We start from the raw sequence: 17,914 nt of genomic DNA, 5'->3' as shown, positions 1-17,914 counted from the left end.
CTTAAAAGAATTCAGCCGTACCAGCCAGATTGAGCATTGCGCGCATGCCTCTGTAGAGATCGTGGGGATTGTCTGCGGTGAGCGATACGGCCGTCCGTTCCGCCTGATAGCGAGTAAAGGGAACGATAGCAGCCATCTCTGCCTGTCCGGCATGACTGAACTCTATCGTCAACTCCAATGGTGTCGCTGTGGTTAGCGGCGCTACCTGGTCCTTGTTTTGCAGCGCCAGCTTTACCTGCTGCTTCAGTACTTCCCTGCTCTCTGCCAGCGGCAGACAGAGTGCGGAGGTGCGAGTGACCGCCTTTTTAACCACGGCGGTCGTAATACCCGGTATCAGTTCACTCGCCTCTTCCGCGATCAGATCATCCCCAGACACCATACAGACAGGTACTCCCATCAAGCCGGCGTAAATCGCATTGAAGCCAAACTCACCGACAACGACATCATTGATGTACATGTTCTTGATGACCCCGGACATTGTATGGCTCAGTACGCCGGGCACGCCTTGTCGCGTGTGGTAGCCGATGAAGAAAGCTGCATCAAAACTGCCGTCGAGCCCCTGCATCATGGAGAAGTCACGCGGCGAACCGGCAATCAATTTTGCTTTGGGGTGAAGTTTTTCCAGCAAGATATTGGTCATGTGGTAGTGGCTGTCGGAGACCACAATCTCTTCTGCGCCGCATTGAAGGGCAGCCTCCACTACCGCATTGACGTCATCGGTCATCCATTGACGGCCGCGTTCGTAGTTTTTGCCGTTGTCTGGATTGATGTAGCTGGGGTCGACAATCCCGGAGATTCCTTCCATATCCGCTGAGATAAACAGCTTCACGGCAGAGCACATCCTTTCCTCACGTTCGAATTATGGCAATCGTATGCAAACGGCTGAGCCCAACAAAAAGAGCGCTGCACGCGCTCTTTTGTGGGATTGTTGATCATAGGCCCGCTTCTCTCTATCACGTTTATCACTCTGTCAGCCGATCTCTACTTACTTTGCATTGGAAGCGTACTTGAAGTCGATGAAGCCAAGTGCGTCGATGACGACATCCTTGACGCTGTCTTTCTTCACCCAGGCGTAGGTGTAGTAATAGATCGGCACGACCGGCAGTTCTTCCATCAGGATTTCATCTGCTTCGGCAAGCAGCTTGTCGCGCGCTGCCTTGTCAGACTCCTGTGCGGAATCCAGCAGCAGTTGCTTGAACCGTTCATTGTGCCATCTGGTATCATTGGTGCCGCCCACGTCACGGAAGACCTCCAGGAAGTTGACCGGATCGTTGAAGTCGCCAATCCAGCTGGCACGACCAATCATGTAGTTCCCGGCCTCCAATTCAGCGTTGCGCACTTTGTTCTCTACGTTTTTCAACTTTACTTCAATGCCAAATGCTTTTCTCCATTGGTCCTGAATCACAGTGGCGATCCGCTGATGCTCTTCACTCGTGTTGTAGAGAATTTCCAGCTCGGGCAGTTCAGAGATGCCCAGTTCCTGCATTCCTTCAGCCAGCAGTTTTTTCGCCGTTTCGACATCACCGTCTTTAAAGTGTCCGTCCGGCTTAAACCACATCGATGGCGGCAGAATGCCAAGAGCAACCTCGCCATTGTTCATCAGCACATTTTCTACGATCTCCTGGCGGTTGATTGCGTAGGCAAAGGCCTGGCGGATCTTCTTGTTGTTGAACGGAACTTTCTCCGTGTTAAAAACGTACCAATAGGTTCCGGCAGTCGCCTGCGTCTGCATCTTGCCCGATTCCTGCAGCGTAGGCAGTGCATCCAACGGCAGATCGCCAAGCGGTGAACCGGCCCAATCAAGCTGACCGCTCTCAAACATGCTCAACTCGGTATTGGCATCTTCAATCATGTGAAAGGTCATGGAGGAAAGATGCACGTTGTCCTTGTCCCAATAGTTCTCGTTCTTTTCAAAAACGATCTTCGATTTGTGCTCCCATTCCTTTACAACAAAAGGACCATTGACCACGTAAGTGTCCGCTTCATTTGCCCACTTCTCGTTTGCTTCCACTACTTTCTTGTTGACCGGGAAGTAGGTGACGGAAGCGACCAGCTGCGGGAAGAAAGGAGACGGGTTTTCCAGTGTCACGACCAAGGTCTTGTCGTCCACTGCTTTCACGCCCACCTCGTCCATCGGAACTTCTCCACTGTTTGCTTTGGCGCCGTTTTTCAAGTAGTACATCTGGTAAGCGTAACCGGAGCCGGTTGCCGGGTCCAGCACGCGCTTCCAAGCGTACTCGAAATCGTGTGCCGTGACCGGGTCGCCATTGCTCCACTTGGTGTCACGCAGATGGAATGTCCAGGTAAGTTGGTCCTCAGATACCTCATAGCTTTCTGCTACTGCTTCATGTAATTCACCATCGGTGCCAAGACGCAGCAAACCATCAAAAGCGGCTCTAGCCACGGCCATTGACGGGATGTCCTGCGCGATCCCCGGATCGATTGAGGTAGGCTCGGAACCCATGTTGATGTTCAAGGTTTGTTCAGCAGATGCCTCCTGCGAATCGGACGGCGTCTCTGACTGGGGTTTTTCCTCCGAAGCAGGCGGAGCCGCCTCCTGGGTCGAACACCCTGCAAAGACTACACTACAGATAAGAGCGATACACAAAGACTTCCAGCGAAACGTTTTCATATTGACCCCCTTGTTGTTTAGAATCGGGACAGGTTTTTTCATTGTATCGTGATCTGTCTCTCTTTTGCAAATGTTATGTATGTGACCACAGCTATGGAACCGTCCCGTTCCCCCCAACTCCTTGCCAAACAAGGTATAAGACCTATATTATTATATTAAGAATTTTTTGTATAGATTTCAATTGATGACAGGGTGTGTTTTTCTGTGATGACAGACGTGAGCCAAACAATCGTATCTTGCGTTGAACAGGCGGGAGGTACGTGGGGAATTGTTGTGGAAAAACTGGGAACCGGTGAGTGCTGGAAGTGGAACGCGGACCAACCGTTCTATGCCGCCAGTCTGATCAAAGTGCCGATCATGATCGCTGTCTTTGCCGATGTGTACGAGAAAAAGTATGCCTTTTCCGATCTGCTGTCCGTCCGCGCTGAAGATCTGGTGGGCGGAGCCGGTGTCCTGCAGCACATGACTCCAGGTCAGAAGTATACGATCTACGATCTGGTCGTGCTGATGATTATCCAAAGCGACAATACAGCCACCAACATCTTGATAGACCATGTCGGCCGGGAGCGCATTCGTGAGATAATGGAAAAGACAGGTATGCAAAACAGCTGTTTTTACAACAAATTGATGGTGATACCTGCCGAGTTGGAAGGGGTAAACCAGGTCACGGCGGCAGACATGGCGGAATTGTACCGTCGAATGGCCAGCGGTCGGATCATCTCTTACAACAGTTGCCTGCAAATGATTTCCATTTTGAAGCGGCAGCAGATCCGAGACAGTCTGCCTCTTCACCTGCCAGACCCGGATCCGGAGAACATCGGAGCACAACCGCTCTGGGAGTTGGCGCACAAGACGGGCAGCGTAACCAACATGAGACACGACACGGGCATTCTGTATGTGGGACAATCTGCCTGTATTCTCTCCGTACTTTCCAAAGACGTACCGGCCAAGGTCGCCCACGACACCATTGGCCGCATCGGTCAGGCGGTATACCAGTCTCTCGCAGGCAACTAGCGAATAACGAAGCGCAAGGCTCTGCTGCTCATTTGCCCCCCTAACCAACTGTGTGACGATCCAGCCACTTGTTGCCTTCTGTTTTGTTTTGTAAACAACAGACAGGCAATGCCTATCTTAATATGAGGGCGGCAACGAGGAAGATTTGCGTTTCCTTGTTGCCGCCACTTCTGTATACTATCCGAGCCTATATACGCTCCGATCTAGTAGAAAAGCGTCTACAGATGCGAGCCCCCACTAGCATCAATGAGCTGCCCAGTTATCCAGCGGCTGTCAGGAGAGGCAAGAAAAGCGGCAATGTCCGCGACGTCTTGCGGCTGTCCCCATCTGCCAAAAGCAGAAAAATCTGCGCCGAACTTCCTCATCTCCGGATCTTCCATCATAGCGGCATTCATGTCTGTCGCTATGAATCCCGGCAGGATCGCATTGATCGTAATTCCGCGAGATCCGATCTGCTTCGCTACAGTGAGCGTAAGAGTATTGACTGCTCCTTTGGTCATGCTGTATGCCGTCACGTCGGGGATGGCAATTCTCGTCGTACCGGAAGAGATATTGATAATCCGTCCCTCCTCTCTCAGACGCGGGAGAGCGTGTTGAATCAAAAAAAACGGCGCTTTTACATTGATTGCCATCACTTCGTCGAAAGCTGTTTCCGTCAACGTCTCCACGCTTCCATACAAACCGATTCCTGCATTGTTGACAAGAATGTCATAGCGCGTGTCACCGGTACGCTCTTGGAGCATCGTATCCAATGCTTGGCAAAGGGCCTCCACACCAGATAAGGAGCCAAGATCCGCTCCAATACTGAATGCTGCCCCTCCGCTCCTCTCAATCTGTCGAACCACCTCTTCCGCAGCGTCTCGGTTCTTGGCGTAATGAACGGCAACAAGTGCACTCTCTTGACCCAGGCGTTGCGCGATAGCACGACCAATCCCTCTGCTTGCCCCCGTTACCAAAGCAATCTTGCCTTCTAACTTCCCCACATCAACAACTCCTTTAATCGTTTTCCGATTTCGATTAAGAAAGCACTCGCTTGTTACCGTGCTTCCCAGTTCCGTTTTATCACAATCGGGATTTCCAATTGTTGCCTACTAATTCCTAATACCCTAACATCAAGGAAGAGTCCTGTCCTCTTGAATCTTCCTATTTGCCTTCCCGGACCTTTCTGTTTACCGAACCTTCCGCTCTTGTCAGGATTTCGACTGCCTGAAGCATGTTCTCGGCAGTGATTGGAAATACTGTGAAACGGTGAAACCTGCTCACCTGACACTACAACTATCAGGAGGCGATCTGATGAACCGTTATGCAGAATCCATTCCCGTCCACCACGATGATCATCACCACAGGGCGTTAGCACATCAACAGCAAGCAGACGTCCATCGACAGCACGCCGATTTTTATCACCGGCAGGCTCACTTTCATCATCAAAATGCAAACTACCATGATCAACAAGCTCATTATTTTCGCCAGCAGAGCATGATGCCGGGCTATGCCATTCTGCCGCCGTACGACACGCATCACACTGCTTCCCAGGGGTACGTGACGCCAGCTGCACTAGCAATCGACGGAGAGATTTCGCCGCAGGCTCTCGCCTCGCTCTCCCAATACTATCAATCCGTCGGCCCACGCTGAGGTTCGTCCACCCAGGCGGTAATGTCCACTCACTCTGCATATACTATAGAAAAAAGGCACCCTGTCACGCATAGGTGGACAGGGTGCCTTATCTATCAAAAAACAGGTTCAGGTCGGACTTCTTCCTTGCCCAAGCAGCCACAACATCATTGCCGCCAACTACACTGCCTCCGCAACCGCCACCACATCCGGAACCACAACTGCTTCCCTAAACAGTTCCTCTTCCAGCGCGGACATCTCGGCCGCTTGAAACCGTCTGAGCAACTCCGGACCAAGCGGTTGGCTGAAAAAGCCTCGATACACCCGTTTGCTGTAAGGTGTCATCTCGAACAACTGACAATACACCTAGTCAAACCAGGCTCTGTCGTTGGGAGCGGAAGCTTCCGTGAGGTAGGGTATACGGTGAATCATCCTGCCCACTCCTCTCCAAAAGCCGACTCCAGCCGGGCTGCCAATTCACGTAGAGGTACATCAGAACGAACCCCCAGCGCTGGAGGCTGTACGTTTTAGATAGAAAATGGTTTCCATCATGTCTCTCCTTTTTGCAGGGGATGGCGCTGTCTCACCGCACTATGTATAATGACAAAGGGTGTCACCCCGTGACGATGATGGCTTGCCACTACATAAAAAAGGCGTGAAGTAGATGATCCGTTACGTGCTGTTGGTCTTTCTGGGGGCGTGCAGCTATGGCGTGCTGTCCACGTTCGTCAAGTTGGCTTACCATTCTGGTTTTGTCGTCAACGAGGTAAGCGGCAGCCAGATGTTGCTGGGAGCGGTGATGTCATGGATCCCCGCACTTCTCTTGTCCAGAAAAAAAGCAACCCGCAAGCAATGGCTGCTTCTGCTTGGAGTTGGCCTAACGGTAGGTGCTACCGGCATCTTTTACTATGCCGCCCTGCAGTATGTGCCTGCCTCGATCGGCATCGTGCTTCTGTTTCAGTTTACCTGGATCGGGGTGCTGATCGAGGCTGTGACGGAGCGGAAACCGCCCGAAGCAGACAAAATCCTGGCATTGGTCTTGCTGATGGCAGGCACGATTCTGGCAGGCGGTATCCTTGGCAGTGAATGGCAGCATGTTACGCTGCTGGGAATCGTCCTCGGGTTTCTGGCCGCCATCTCCTACGCCCTGTTTATTTTGTTCAGCGGGAAGACTGCTGTTACTGTCGATCCCTGGAAGCGAAGCGCAATCATGGCTACCGGATCCGTGATGCTAACGTTTGTCGTTTTTCCACCAGAGTTTCTCATCAACGGGGCGCTGTTTGAGGGCCTGCTGATGTACGGGTTCCCTCTGGCCTTGTTCGGCGTGCTGATCCCGACCATCTTGTTCAATGTCGGAGTTCCCAAGGTGGGCGGCGGGTTGGCTACCATTCTCAGTGCCGCAGAGCTGCCAACCGCTGTCTTCATGTCCGCCTTCGTTCTGCAAGAACAGGTGAGCGGCCTGCAGTGGGTGGGAGTGGGGATTATCCTGTTGGGCATCTCCGTTCCTGAAATCTATCGCACGCGAACGTCTAGGCGAGTAGTCAAAATCGAACCAAGAACGTAACCGTCAAAGCGCTCACTCATCCCGACCGATCCTACCGGGAGTGGGCGTTCTCCCCCCCTATCCGGAGGCAGCTACCTGTGAGAGTCTTTCCATCTCTGCCTCAATCTGTTTTTTGTATTGATCTACGATGGAAAAATCAACGGTTGGCACATAGATCCGCTCCAACGTATCATGAAATGCCTTTGCCTCCGCAAGACAAGAGGTGGCTTCGTTCATCTTGGCGGTATAGCGCCTCTTGATCTCCGCTAGTTCGGACGCGAACGCCTCGTCTGTTCCTGGCGCCACCGCCCGTTCGTACATATCGATGATCTCGTCTCCCTCTCTCTGAGGAAAGTATTCGTGCGGTGCTGTACTGTCAAAGAGAGCCACCTGCAATTCCGGCAGAATAATCATGTCCAGACTATGGGGATCAAACCCACAGTGAAACACCAGGACATCATGCCCCCTCTCCTCCGCCTCCCTGGCAAGCTTTTTCAGCATCGTCGATTTGCCGGTGCCGGGGCGCCCCTTGATCAGATAACGTTTGGTGATCTGTTCAGTCAGATTGGGGATATAGTCAACGGGACCGCGCGAGGTAGCTGCCCCCAGGTACATGTGTTGGACCGTGGGCTTCTTGTTCAACCTCTCACCCGAGAAAAGACGCTTGAGCAGTTCCTCCGCCACGCTGTCTGCTTTTTGGTAATCCATCTGTTGGATATAAACCGCCTCCCACTCATCGTGAACGGCGAGAGCTGCGGCAAATGAATGGTATGCCTTTTGATAGGCAGCCATCACCTGTTCACGCAGACTCAGGATCTCCTCCCGATGCGGCACCAATGCGGCAGTGTCCAATGCTTCTCCCAGATTGACGTAGGTTTCAAGCGCCCCGACTGCCTTCGGCTCCACGACGTGGGGTTCCGACCCGTCGACGATACCTACCTTCAACTGCCTGACGATCACCCCGTCCAGAGAACCGACCTCGGAAGCGCTGTGCACGTATTCGATCTCGTACCCACGTTCGGCCCATTCTTCCCCGATCCGCTTCATCAGAGTTGATTTGCCGTTGCCCGGTCCCCCTTTCAGGATAAACACCCGATCCAGTCCTTGCAGGATAGAGTCATAAAAACCGTGAAATCCTCTTGCCGTATGCCCGCCGGCAAAGAAGTGCTTGATCGTTCCTGGCATCGCAAACACCCTTTCCTCTCAGTATTGGGTATGGGGTCTTGTGTCATCTCCCTCGACGACAATATATGTCGAGAGGAGCGGATGGGTGTTTGCCTACTCCTTTCCATATCGATTCTGCGATCCTTGCAAGAGCCATCCCTGTATGCAAAAAAAGAACATTCGCCATTTCGAACCAAGGGATCAGACCATAAATAAAGTCAGTCGGCATCGGAACCGACTGACTTTTCCTGTCTATCCTACGAGAAGCGAACCAGACCCATCGCATCTTTGACCCTGTTTATCGTTTGTTCTGCCAAGACTCGTGCTTTTTCCGCGCCGCTGGCGAGAATGCGATCCAACTCCGCCTGGTCATTCAACTCTTCATATCGGCGCTGAATCGCCCCCAGTTTCTCGCTCATGATCTCGACCAATTCTTTTTTCAGCGTCCCGTAGCCTTGTCCGGCATAACGTTCAACCAGCGATTGTATCGGTAGATCGGCAAAGATACTGTAAATCGTCAATAGATTAGAGATACCCGGTTTTTGCTCGAGGTCGAACCGGATCTCGTTGTCCGTATCAGTCACCGCACGCATAATCTTCTTTTTAAAGACATCAACCGGCTCCAGTATCGCGATCCGGCTCGCTTCGCTCTCAGCTGACTTGGACATCTTTTTGCTTGGATCGTCCAGCGCCATAATCCGTGCGCCAAACTCCTGTATCTGTGGTTCTGGAATTACAAATACCTCTCCATAGCGGCTGTTGAACCGCTCCGCGATGTCCCTGGTCAGTTCTATATGCTGTTTCTGATCCTCTCCCACCGGTACATGGGTTGTATCGTACAGCAGAATATCAGCTGCCATCAATACCGGATAGGTGTAGAGGCCAACATGAACGGCAGACTTTCCTTCAGATTTGTCTTTGTATTGGGTCATCCGGTTCAGTTCGCCCATGTAGGACGCGCACTGCAGCAGCCAGCCCAATTCAGCGTGTTCTTTTACATGCGACTGCAGGTAAATCGTCGCCTTCTGTGGATCTACGCCACAAGCCAGATAGAGCCGGGCTATCTCCCGTGAACGTTTGCGAAGATCGTCAGGATCCTGCGGAACGGTTAAGGCATGCAGATCGACCACGCAGTACAGAGCCTCTGCTTCATGCTGCAACTCGACAAACTGTTTGATCGCTCCCAGATAGTTGCCAATGGTCAGATTGCCTGATGGTTGTACACCTGAAAAAATACGCTTCACTTCTACGACTCTCCTTCTTCATCCACAAGCCCAAATCGGTGGCCGTTGTTTTGCCTTAACTGTACCATAACCCACGAGCCGTTGAAAACGGTGTTCGCTTACGCATCAGCGCGACTTGTGGGTGCCGTCGCAATACGGCAGCTTAGCCGACCTGCCGCAGCCGCAAATCGATACGATTCTCTCCGCTTCCACCTTGACCAGATAGGGACGTTTCCCTGTATGTTTGCCATTGTGCGAGCCGTCGCAATACGGGGCTTCTTCCGTCAATCCGCATGAACAATACGTCTGTAAGCCCGGTTCCTCATGCATCACATAAGGCTTGCCTTTGTCGTACATCGCCATCTGCTTCTCCTCCTTCTCCGCCAATCTGCTCCTGCTGTCGGCGCTTCCGTCGATGCTCTGTATGTTCACCTGTTTCGTAATCGAGTATAATGCAAAAGAGGAGGTGCAACATATGGAAAAGCGATATTTTACTGTGGAGGAAGCAAATAACCTTCTGCCTCTCCTGGAACAAGAATTGCTGCGCCTGCAAAAAATGAAAGAAGAATACCACACTCTCTATCAGGAACTCCTCTTGTTTAAGAAGCTGCACGACCATCTGAAAGAGACGAAGTACTATCAGGACACTGTGTTTACCCTGGAGTGCAGATTGGAGTTTCAAGAGATGGAAGCGCAGATGCTGATCAAGTCACTCTCTCAACAGGGCATTCAGATAAAAGATATCGACATCGGCCTAGTCGACTTTCCGGCCATTCTCGAAGGGGAAGAAGTGCTGCTCTGCTGGAAGCTGGGCGAGGAACGCGTCACCCACTATCATGGCATCCACGAAGGATTTGCCGGAAGGAAGCAGATTGACACGGAGTAGTTTGATCATGAGCATGGGAAGGGCAACCAGATTCCTCCCTCCCTATCCATCAACGTACATAATCAAGTCCACCCCTTGGGAAGCTATGTGAGGAAAATGCAGACAAGGTGGTGGCTTAAAAAATGGGTACTGTCCAGATTGGCCCGCGTGGTTTGCCAATTACGGGAAATCTATACTGGTTTCGCAAGGATCCGCTTTCGTTCTTGCAAAGGATGGCGGATGAATACGGAGAGATGGTTCACTTCCGGTTTGGGCCTCGCCATTTTTATCTACTGAACAACCCGGAACATATCAAGGAAGTGCTTGTCACCAAACAGGCGCATTTTAAAAAAGCGAAAGGGCTGCAGACAGCGAAAGCCGTCATCGGAGAAGGCATTTTAACCAGTGAAGGCGAGACGCATATGCGGCAGCGCCGTTTGATGCAGCCATCATTTCAACCGCGCCAGATCCGCACGTACGCCGACACGATGGTAGCGAAGGCGAAAAAACTGATCCAAGACTGGCAGGATGGAGATGTACGTCCGATCAGCGACGACATGATGAGTTTGACGCTGGCGATTATCGTGGAAACGATGTTTAGTCTGGACATGGAGCAAGACGTCAAGGCTGGCGTCCATAAGATCGGCCACGCCATTGACATTGGCATGAAACACGTGACCCGAAAAGCAAGCTCGTTCCTCGACCTGCCGGACAAGCTGCCGACCAAAGGAAATAAAGAGCTGCAGCAGGCCCGCAGCGTACTGGACGAAGTGATCTACACGATCATCAACGAACGACGAGAGCGGGCGGATGCGGGTGAAAGAAACGATCTGTTGGGCTTGCTGCTGGCAGCCAGAGATGAACAGGACGGTACGGGCATGACCGATCAGCAAGTGCGCGACGAGGTCATGACGATCTTCCTGGCAGGGCACGAAACCACCGCCAACACCCTCTCCTGGACCTGGTACCTGCTGTCCCAGCATCCGGAGGCGGAACGAGCCATGCAGGAAGAGCTGGACACCGTCTTGTCAGGCAGAGATCCCTCTTTTGAAGATCTGCAGCAGCTCCCCTATCTGCACAATGTGATCTGGGAATCGATGCGGCTCTACCCGGCTGTCTGGGCGATCAACCGAGAAGTAGTCTCCGAAGTGGAGATCGGCGGACACACATTTACCCCTGGCGATACCCTGATGATGAGCCAGTACGTGATGCATCGCAATCCCCGCTACTACGCCAATCCGGACCAGTTTCGCCCGGAACGGTTTTCGGGTGACCTGCTGAAACGCAATCCCCCATACGCCTTTTTTCCGTTCGGCGGAGGGCCGCGTATCTGTATCGGCAATCACTTTGCCTTGATGGAAGCGGCACTGATACTTGCCACCATCGGACAAACCTACCAACTGCGACTGGTTGACAACCACCCTCCTGTTCAACCGGAACCACTGATTACGCTCCGACCAAATCCTGGCTTGCGAATGGTAGTCAGCAAACGGACACAGACATCATGAGCTCGTTCGTCACCGCTCGCACCACTCGCTCAGTCCTTTTTTGCGTAGTTTGAATAGAAAAAGATCCCTGCTGTCAGTCAGGAGGGGCCTTATCAGGCCCCCAAAAAAGCAACGGCGGAACGTGCATACAATCGCGTGGTCTCAACCAACTGATCCAGATCGACATACTCGTCGGCATGGTGCGGGATGTGACGGTCGCCGGCTCCCGTTGTGATGATAGGGATGCCCGCTTGATGGAGAAACGTTCCGTCGGTAGCACCGGGTACACCGTTGTAGACCGGGTTGCGCCCGGTAATCGCTTGGTATGAATCGGCCACCGCCTGTACAATCGGATCGTCCTTGGCCGTTAGTGTCCAAGGGCGATCTTCTATTACGTCCAGAGTAGCCCGAAAATCACGATCTTCCTGTGCCAACTGGTCCAAGATGGCTTCCATCTTCTGTCGCAACTCCTGGTGATCCTGTCCGGGTACGGTGCGGATATCAAGCATCGTCATACACTGATCCGGCATCACGTTGAGCTGCGCCTCTCCTTTTACCGGCGCCTGTACGACTGTTGGTGTAATACTGGGCCAGCCCAGCATCGGATGCTGGCCAATACGCTCTTTTTCTGCCTGCTCCAGTTGTTCGAGCGCTACGATCAGCCGCGCCATCCGCGTATTGGGATTGATCCCGGTCAACGGCATCGCTCCGTGCGCCATCTTGCCGTAGGTTTTCACAATCGCCCGCATCGCTCCTTTCTGGGTGATGCAAAGCTGATTTTCTTCTGGTTCGCAAATAATCGCACCATCTACTCCATCGGCCCAGCCACGCCCAATAAAGTGTTTGATCCCGATCATCATCCCTTCCTCATCGCAGGGGATGCATAATAAGATTCGGCCGCAAAAAGGGCTTTGTGCCCGTTGAATGGCCTTCACCGCGCAAATCGCTGCGGCGAGATTCCCCTTGGTGTCACAGGCGCCTCGACCATACAGGCGGCCGTTGGCGATTGCCGCGCCAAACGGATCGTAACTCCACTGGTCTGTGTCACCCTCTGTGACTACGTCGGTATGACCTTCAAACAGCAGTGTTTTGCCCGGTCTGCCGGAATCGTAAAAGGCGATCACATTGGGACGGCCAGGCACAACCTCCTCATAGTAAACAGTCAGGCCCATGTCGCGCAGAAGCGCTTCCACGTAGCGGGCGACACGTTCTTCATTGCCGCCGGCAACACCGGGACGATATACGCTGGGGATGCGGATCAACTGCTGCGTCAGTCTGACCACTTCCTCTTCCTCCACAAATGATCCGACACGGTCAAGTGACATCTCCATCCCATCCTTTCGGCTCGTCAAGTAGATCACGGCACGCCGGCAGGCCTCCGGCAGCCACTGCCGCCCAGATCGCACGCACCACCGCTTCTGCAAGCACATCTGCCGAGAACGATCCGACCAGATCGACGCTGGCGTCAACCCCACCGGTGGCGAGAGCGAAGATCGTGTCTCCGTCGTACATCGTGTGTACAGGATGAATGGTTCGGGCCAGGCCGTCATGCGCCATCTGCGCCACTTTGTTGGCCTGTGCCTTGTTCAGATTGGCATTGCTGGCCACGACAGCTATCGTCGTGTTGGTTCCAGGTGGAATCGGCATGGAAATCTGTTCCAGCATCCACGCTCGGCTTTCCTTGATCTTACCATCGTCATCCCGTGCTCCAGCCAGCAGTTGATTGGTCATTGGGTCCCGTATTTCCCCGACCGCATTGACAGCGACGATTGCCCCTACGATTAGTCCATTGGGCAGGGCGATCGAACTGGAACCGATGCCGCTTTTCATCGCCCGTTCAAAACCGGCCAGCTTGCCGACAGAAGCCCCGGTTCCAGCCCCTACATTCCCTTCTGCAACCGGATCGCAGTTAGCCGCTGCTGCAGCCTGATAGCCCATCTGCCGATCAGGCCGCACAGACGCATCACCGACCGGCAGGTCAAACAGGACTGCCCCCGAGACGATTGGCACACGGGCCACGCCCACATCGAGACCAATCGCTTGCTCCTCGAGATACTGCATCACACCGCTACAGGCATCCAGGCCAAATGCGCTTCCCCCGCAGAGACAAATGGCATGTACCTGCTCAACCAGGTTCTCTGGTCTCAGCAAGTCGGTCTCACGCGTTCCCGGAGCGGAGCCACGCACATCGACTCCTGCTGTCGCGCCCTCCCCCGCCAGGACCACCGTACAGCCAGTCAGCACCTGTTCGTTTTGGGCATGCCCTACTTTGATTCCTGGCACGTCGACAATCGTTCGCTTCTGCTTCATTACAACTCACCCGATATTTTCGATTTCTGTCTACCTGCTCCAATCTTCATCCAGGCTGCCACCACGGCTGACGTTACAATCACAGAGACGATTGCTTCTGGCAGACCGCTGGTGACTGCCACCGTCACGGCGACGCTTGGGGCCATATAGCCGCGAATGACCGCCATCAACAAGACAAGCACAGTGTTGGTGATAGAGCCGACAAATCCGGCGACGCCGATCGCCAGATACTGGTTGACCTGTTTCAAACCGACATAGGTGAAATAGGCGGCAACCCCGATGAACAAGCGGGGCAAAATAGCTACCAGCGGATCTTTAAACAGGGGAATGGTCGCGTTGAGAAACGATGAGACACCAAAGATAAGACCAATGATCAGACCGACGCCCCATCCCTCCATAATCCCTCCGATGACAGCCGGGATGTGCAGAATCGTGGCATTACCAGCCGCAGTGGGCACCGGGATAAACCCAAGCCGGGTCACGCCAAGCAGAATCGCCACTGCGCCCAGTACGCCCGCAATCACAATTTTTCGAACGGTGAGCCCTCTTTCCATCTGTATTCCTCCTTTATTTATGCTAGACAGAAATAGCAGCAGATTACTTTCGGTTGCTGGCTAAGCCGGGTAGGGCACGGCCAGCAGGATCAGCGCGATGATCACACCGGACACGAGCACCAGGTAATCGATCCGCTGTGCCTTGTAGTGGGTGTAGATGCTGCGCTCCCCTCCCGGAGTGTAACAGCGAGCTTCCATGGCCAGGATCAAATCCTCCGCTCGAGACAGGGCCACATTAAACAGTGGGATGATCAGCGGGAACATGTCTTTGGTCCGTTTGACGATCCGCCACCACTCCCCCGTCCCAAACTCCGCTCCGCGCGAGGCCTGCGCTTTCATCATTTTTTCCATCTCCATCGCAAAGGTTGGCACAAAGCGAATGGCGATCGTAATCACCAGCGAAAAGGAGTGTACCGGGAACCGTACTTTTTCCAACGGGCGCAGCAAACTCTCCATTCCGTGGGTCAGCTGAGTAGTAGAGGTGCTCAGCGTCAGGACACTGGAGATAAAGATGACTTCCACAAACCGCATCGCGGAGACGACCACCAGTCTGATGCTGTCGCTGGTGATTTTGACAATCCCGTATTCAAAATAGACGGTTCCACCTGATGCAATCTCCCCGTAAAACAGCAGCTGCAGCACAGCCAGGATGATGATAAATGGGATAGCAGGCTTAATCCCGGAAATACCGTACGACAGCGGAATCTTGGCCAGATGGAACAACCAGATGCAAAAGCAAAGCGCTACCAGGTTTCCCAGATAGGTGCTGCAGATCGCGATTGCAATCACCAAGATCGTAAATACGGCCAGTTTGAATCGCGGGTCCAGACGATGAATGAGAGAACCGGTCGGCAGGTACTGGCCAATCGTTATGTTGCGGGTCAATTCAAACTCGGACGACATGGTGCTCACCTCCTGCCGGTTGGTAGGAGCTGCAGGATTTCATAGGCCGCCTCCTCCACCTCAAACGCTCCGGTATTGACTGGATACCCGCGGCTATGCAGGGCGTGCAGAATCTCCACTGTCTCCGGGGTTCCGATCTGGTGTCCGGTCAAAAGTGCCTGGTTGCTGAAAACTTCCTGCGGTGTGCCGTGATATACATCTCTGCCCCCTGCCATCACATAGACCCGGTCGGCCAGCAGCGCCACCTCCTCCATGTTGTGCGTGACGAAGATCACAGTCAGTTGTTCCTCTCTGTTCAAGCGTTGGATTCGCACCAGCAGATCTTTACGCGACCTCGGGTCCAGTCCAGCTGTCGGTTCATCCAATACCAGAATAGTGGGCTTCAGTGCCAACACGCCAGCCAAGGCTACTTTCCGCTTTTGCCCGCCGCTTAAAGCAAAGGTTGCCCGATCTTTCATCTCGTCAAACGAGAGACCGACCAGTTCCATGGCCCAGCGGACTCGCTGTGCCGCCTCTTTTAGCGAAAGTCCCATCTTCAACGGTCCATAGGCGACGTCGTCTCCGACCAGTTTCTCAAAGATCTGATCTTCAGGGTTTTGAAACACAAGCCCTACCTTCTGCCGCAGTTCTTTTACCCGCAGGTTGGGTTGGGACAGGTCGACACCATCCACGATCACCTGTCCGGACTGAGGGAGTGAGAGCCCGTTAAAATGTTGGATCAGCGTCGATTTGCCCGAACCGGTATGCCCAATGATGGCGACGCATTCCCCTCGATTCACTGCCATGTTTACCCCTGTGAGCGCCTGATGTTCGAGCGGGGTTCCTTTCATGTAGGTGTGATGCAGATCTGTCACTTGCAGGATCGATTGACTCATCTTCCGCTCACCTCCACCTGCCGCAGTTTGTGCCGTTCAACCTCCTCGATGATTTCCTGATTCTGTATCAGATCACGTTGGAACGCCGGGTACAGTTCGTGTATGCGCAGGGCAAGCTGGCTTGCCTGCGGCACATCAAGATGCAACTCCTGCAGTTTCTGATGCTGGCGGAATACCTCGCGTGGAGTTCCCTCCAGGACGATCTCTCCTTCTTCCAACACGATCACTCGATCCGCCTCAGCCACTTCCGACATATGGTGAGTGACCGTCACAATGGTCATCCCTTCCCGACGCATCTTGCCGACTACGGCGAGAATCTCCTTTCGTCCATAGGAATCCAACATGCTCGTTGCTTCGTCAAGGACGATACAGCTAGGCTTCATGGCTAGTATTCCAGCTATCGCAACACGTTGTTTCTGTCCACCTGACAGATGGTGCGGCGGACGGTCACGGAAGCTGCTCATCCCCACCGCCTGCAGGGCCTCGTCTACCCTCAGCTTCATCTCGTCCGGCGGGACACCGATATTCTCCAATCCGAAAGCGATATCGTCTTCGACAATCGTGGCTACGATCTGGTTGTCCGGATGTTGAAACACCATGCCTACACACTGTCGAATCTGTCGATGAAGTGCTTTCTCCCTGGTGTTCATTCCACTCACCCAGACATCACCCGTCTCCGGCACTAGAATACCGTTTAACATTTTGGAGAGGGTTGATTTACCAGAGCCATTGTGGCCGATAATCGCCACATACTCGCCCGACATCACCGAAAACGAAACGTTGCGCAGCACGGGAATGCTGGTGGACTGGTTGATTCGGTAGGCAAAGGAGACGTTGTCTACGCGAATTAGCGGTTCTTGTGTCATCCACTCCCTCCTTTCTCTCGTATTGCAATTGGATGGATGTGACCGCTCGCTGCATGTACACACGCACACGGGTTTTATTTGTTTCGATCCTGTGAGCCTAGATTCCTCTCCCTCCGTCCACATTCAGCACTTCGCCTGTCACCATCGATGCGAGATCGCTCGCCAGGTACAGGCATGCTTCCGCGATGTTTTCCGGTTCCACCAGGCGACCGAGCGGAACGCTGTTAAGGAAGATTTCTTTGGTTTGCCGTTCTACTTGCTCTGCATCGCCGCTGAGAAACTTGCCAAGCATCGGTGTGTCGGCTGGACCAGGATTTACCGCATTTACCCTGATCTGGTGAGGTGCCAGCTCCAATGCCAGCGCCCTGGTCAACATGATCGCAGCCCCTTTGGAGGCACAGTAGGCGTTTAGTCCGGGTCTGGCGCGAATACCGGCGATGGAAGCGATGTTGATGATGGCGCCGCTTCCTCGCTGCTTCATCCAGGGCACCACATGTTTGCAGGTGAGGTAGATCGATTTTACGTTGACATTCATGATCCGAACCCATTGTGAATCAGTCACGTCCTCGATGGGTGTAAACGCCATTGGTACACCAGCGCTATTGACGAGGATGTCGATCTGTCCATACCTGGAAGCGGCTTGTTCCACCATTTGCTGCACCTGTTGATAATCCGCCACATCTACCGCGACCGGGGATGCCTCCCCGTTCAGCTCGGACGCTGTTTGTTCCGCTGCTGCCGCATCGATATCGGCAATCACCAGATGTGCCCCCTGTTCACGAAATCGCCTGGCGATCGCTTTGCCCATCCCTGACCCACTCCCGGTCACAATCGCCACCTTACCGCTCAACAGCATTGTTCTTTCCT

At 53.5% G+C, this 17,914-nt stretch carries 19 protein-coding genes; 5 read left to right on the top strand and 14 right to left on the bottom strand.

The genetic code is table 11. From position 1 onward, the window contains the following. Position 1: 1 nt before the first annotated feature. Positions 2-829, bottom strand: coding sequence for a M55 family metallopeptidase (locus LOK74_RS07860; RefSeq protein ID WP_230046083.1), 828 nt, complete (start codon positions 827-829; stop codon positions 2-4). A gap of 156 nt (positions 830-985) precedes the next feature. Then, positions 986-2,632, bottom strand: coding sequence for a peptide ABC transporter substrate-binding protein (locus LOK74_RS07855; RefSeq protein ID WP_230046082.1), 1,647 nt, complete (start codon positions 2,630-2,632; stop codon positions 986-988). 207 nt (positions 2,633-2,839) lie between these two features. Here LOK74_RS07855 and LOK74_RS07850 point away from each other — a divergent pair, with 207 nt between their 5' ends. Further along, positions 2,840-3,646 (top strand): serine hydrolase, encoded by an 807-nt coding sequence (locus tag LOK74_RS07850; RefSeq protein WP_230046947.1) that lies wholly within the window; start codon positions 2,840-2,842, stop codon positions 3,644-3,646. A 218-nt stretch (positions 3,647-3,864) separates the two neighbouring features. On the opposite strand, the gene LOK74_RS07845 is transcribed toward LOK74_RS07850, so the two are convergent. Beyond that, positions 3,865-4,629: an SDR family oxidoreductase gene (locus tag LOK74_RS07845; protein ID WP_230046081.1), complete on the bottom strand. Its 765-nt coding sequence runs from the start codon at positions 4,627-4,629 to the stop codon at positions 3,865-3,867. 310 nt (positions 4,630-4,939) lie between these two features. On the opposite strand from LOK74_RS07845, the gene LOK74_RS07840 reads away from it, so the two are divergent. Then, entirely contained in the window at positions 4,940-5,278 is a 339-nt protein-coding gene (locus LOK74_RS07840) for a hypothetical protein (RefSeq protein ID WP_230046080.1), read from the top strand. A 159-nt stretch (positions 5,279-5,437) separates the two neighbouring features. Here the strand turns inward: LOK74_RS07840 and LOK74_RS07835 are convergent, their stop codons facing one another. Beyond that, positions 5,438-5,611 carry a hypothetical protein gene (locus LOK74_RS07835; RefSeq protein ID WP_230046079.1) on the bottom strand — a complete coding sequence of 58 codons (174 nt, stop codon included), beginning with the start codon at positions 5,609-5,611 and terminating at the stop codon, positions 5,438-5,440. A gap of 313 nt (positions 5,612-5,924) precedes the next feature. Between LOK74_RS07835 and LOK74_RS07830 the strand changes: the two genes are divergently transcribed. Then, positions 5,925-6,821 (top strand): EamA family transporter, encoded by an 897-nt coding sequence (locus tag LOK74_RS07830; protein ID WP_230046946.1) that lies wholly within the window; start codon positions 5,925-5,927, stop codon positions 6,819-6,821. A 57-nt stretch (positions 6,822-6,878) separates the two neighbouring features. Here LOK74_RS07830 and LOK74_RS07825 read toward each other — a convergent pair whose 3' ends face one another. From LOK74_RS07825 to LOK74_RS07815, 3 genes are all read right to left on the bottom strand, one after another. After that, positions 6,879-7,985, bottom strand: a complete 1,107-nt coding sequence (locus tag LOK74_RS07825; RefSeq protein WP_230046078.1) for a PRK06851 family protein — start codon at positions 7,983-7,985, stop codon at positions 6,879-6,881. Positions 7,986-8,221: 236 nt separating this feature from the next. Next, complete coding sequence (gene trpS, locus LOK74_RS07820; RefSeq protein ID WP_230046077.1) at positions 8,222-9,208, bottom strand: tryptophan--tRNA ligase; 987 nt, start codon at positions 9,206-9,208, stop codon at positions 8,222-8,224. Between the two features lie 105 nt (positions 9,209-9,313). Next, a complete protein-coding gene (locus LOK74_RS07815; protein WP_230046076.1) occupies positions 9,314-9,550 on the bottom strand; it encodes a CDGSH iron-sulfur domain-containing protein in 237 nt (78 codons plus the stop codon). A 112-nt stretch (positions 9,551-9,662) separates the two neighbouring features. On the opposite strand from LOK74_RS07815, the gene LOK74_RS07810 reads away from it, so the two are divergent. Beyond that, positions 9,663-10,073: a DUF2203 domain-containing protein gene (locus LOK74_RS07810; RefSeq protein WP_230046075.1), complete on the top strand. Its 411-nt coding sequence runs from the start codon at positions 9,663-9,665 to the stop codon at positions 10,071-10,073. A gap of 122 nt (positions 10,074-10,195) precedes the next feature. Further along, positions 10,196-11,560: a cytochrome P450 gene (locus LOK74_RS07805; RefSeq protein WP_230046074.1), complete on the top strand. Its 1,365-nt coding sequence runs from the start codon at positions 10,196-10,198 to the stop codon at positions 11,558-11,560. 92 nt (positions 11,561-11,652) lie between these two features. On the opposite strand, the gene LOK74_RS07800 is transcribed toward LOK74_RS07805, so the two are convergent. The 7 genes from LOK74_RS07800 to LOK74_RS07770 form a co-directional block, all read right to left on the bottom strand. Continuing rightward, on the bottom strand, positions 11,653-12,864 hold the full coding sequence (locus tag LOK74_RS07800; protein ID WP_420908740.1) for a M20 family metallopeptidase: 1,212 nt from the start codon (positions 12,862-12,864) through the stop codon (positions 11,653-11,655). Next, positions 12,854-13,849, bottom strand: coding sequence for a P1 family peptidase (locus LOK74_RS07795; protein WP_230046073.1), 996 nt, complete (start codon positions 13,847-13,849; stop codon positions 12,854-12,856). The genes LOK74_RS07800 and LOK74_RS07795 overlap by 11 nt, the downstream gene beginning before the upstream one ends. Further along, positions 13,849-14,403 carry an ECF transporter S component gene (locus LOK74_RS07790; protein ID WP_230046072.1) on the bottom strand — a complete coding sequence of 185 codons (555 nt, stop codon included), beginning with the start codon at positions 14,401-14,403 and terminating at the stop codon, positions 13,849-13,851. The genes LOK74_RS07795 and LOK74_RS07790 overlap by 1 nt, the downstream gene beginning before the upstream one ends. Before the next feature lie 60 nt (positions 14,404-14,463). Beyond that, entirely contained in the window at positions 14,464-15,306 is an 843-nt protein-coding gene (locus LOK74_RS07785; protein WP_230046071.1) for an energy-coupling factor transporter transmembrane component T family protein, read from the bottom strand. Between the two features lie 5 nt (positions 15,307-15,311). Next, positions 15,312-16,181: an energy-coupling factor transporter ATPase gene (locus LOK74_RS07780; protein ID WP_230046070.1), complete on the bottom strand. Its 870-nt coding sequence runs from the start codon at positions 16,179-16,181 to the stop codon at positions 15,312-15,314. Continuing rightward, positions 16,178-17,047, bottom strand: coding sequence for an energy-coupling factor transporter ATPase (locus LOK74_RS07775; RefSeq protein WP_230046069.1), 870 nt, complete (start codon positions 17,045-17,047; stop codon positions 16,178-16,180). Before LOK74_RS07775 ends, LOK74_RS07780 begins: the two co-directional genes overlap by 4 nt. Positions 17,048-17,144: 97 nt before the next feature. Continuing rightward, positions 17,145-17,903 (bottom strand): SDR family NAD(P)-dependent oxidoreductase, encoded by a 759-nt coding sequence (locus LOK74_RS07770; protein WP_230046068.1) that lies wholly within the window; start codon positions 17,901-17,903, stop codon positions 17,145-17,147. Positions 17,904-17,914: the final 11 nt, after the last annotated feature.

The sequence above is a fragment of the Brevibacillus humidisoli genome, assembly GCF_020923435.1.
Classification (GTDB): domain Bacteria; phylum Bacillota; class Bacilli; order Brevibacillales; family Brevibacillaceae; genus Brevibacillus_E; species Brevibacillus_E humidisoli.
Note: the sequence above shows the minus strand (reverse complement) of the source record. Positions and strands in the feature narration are given on the sequence as shown.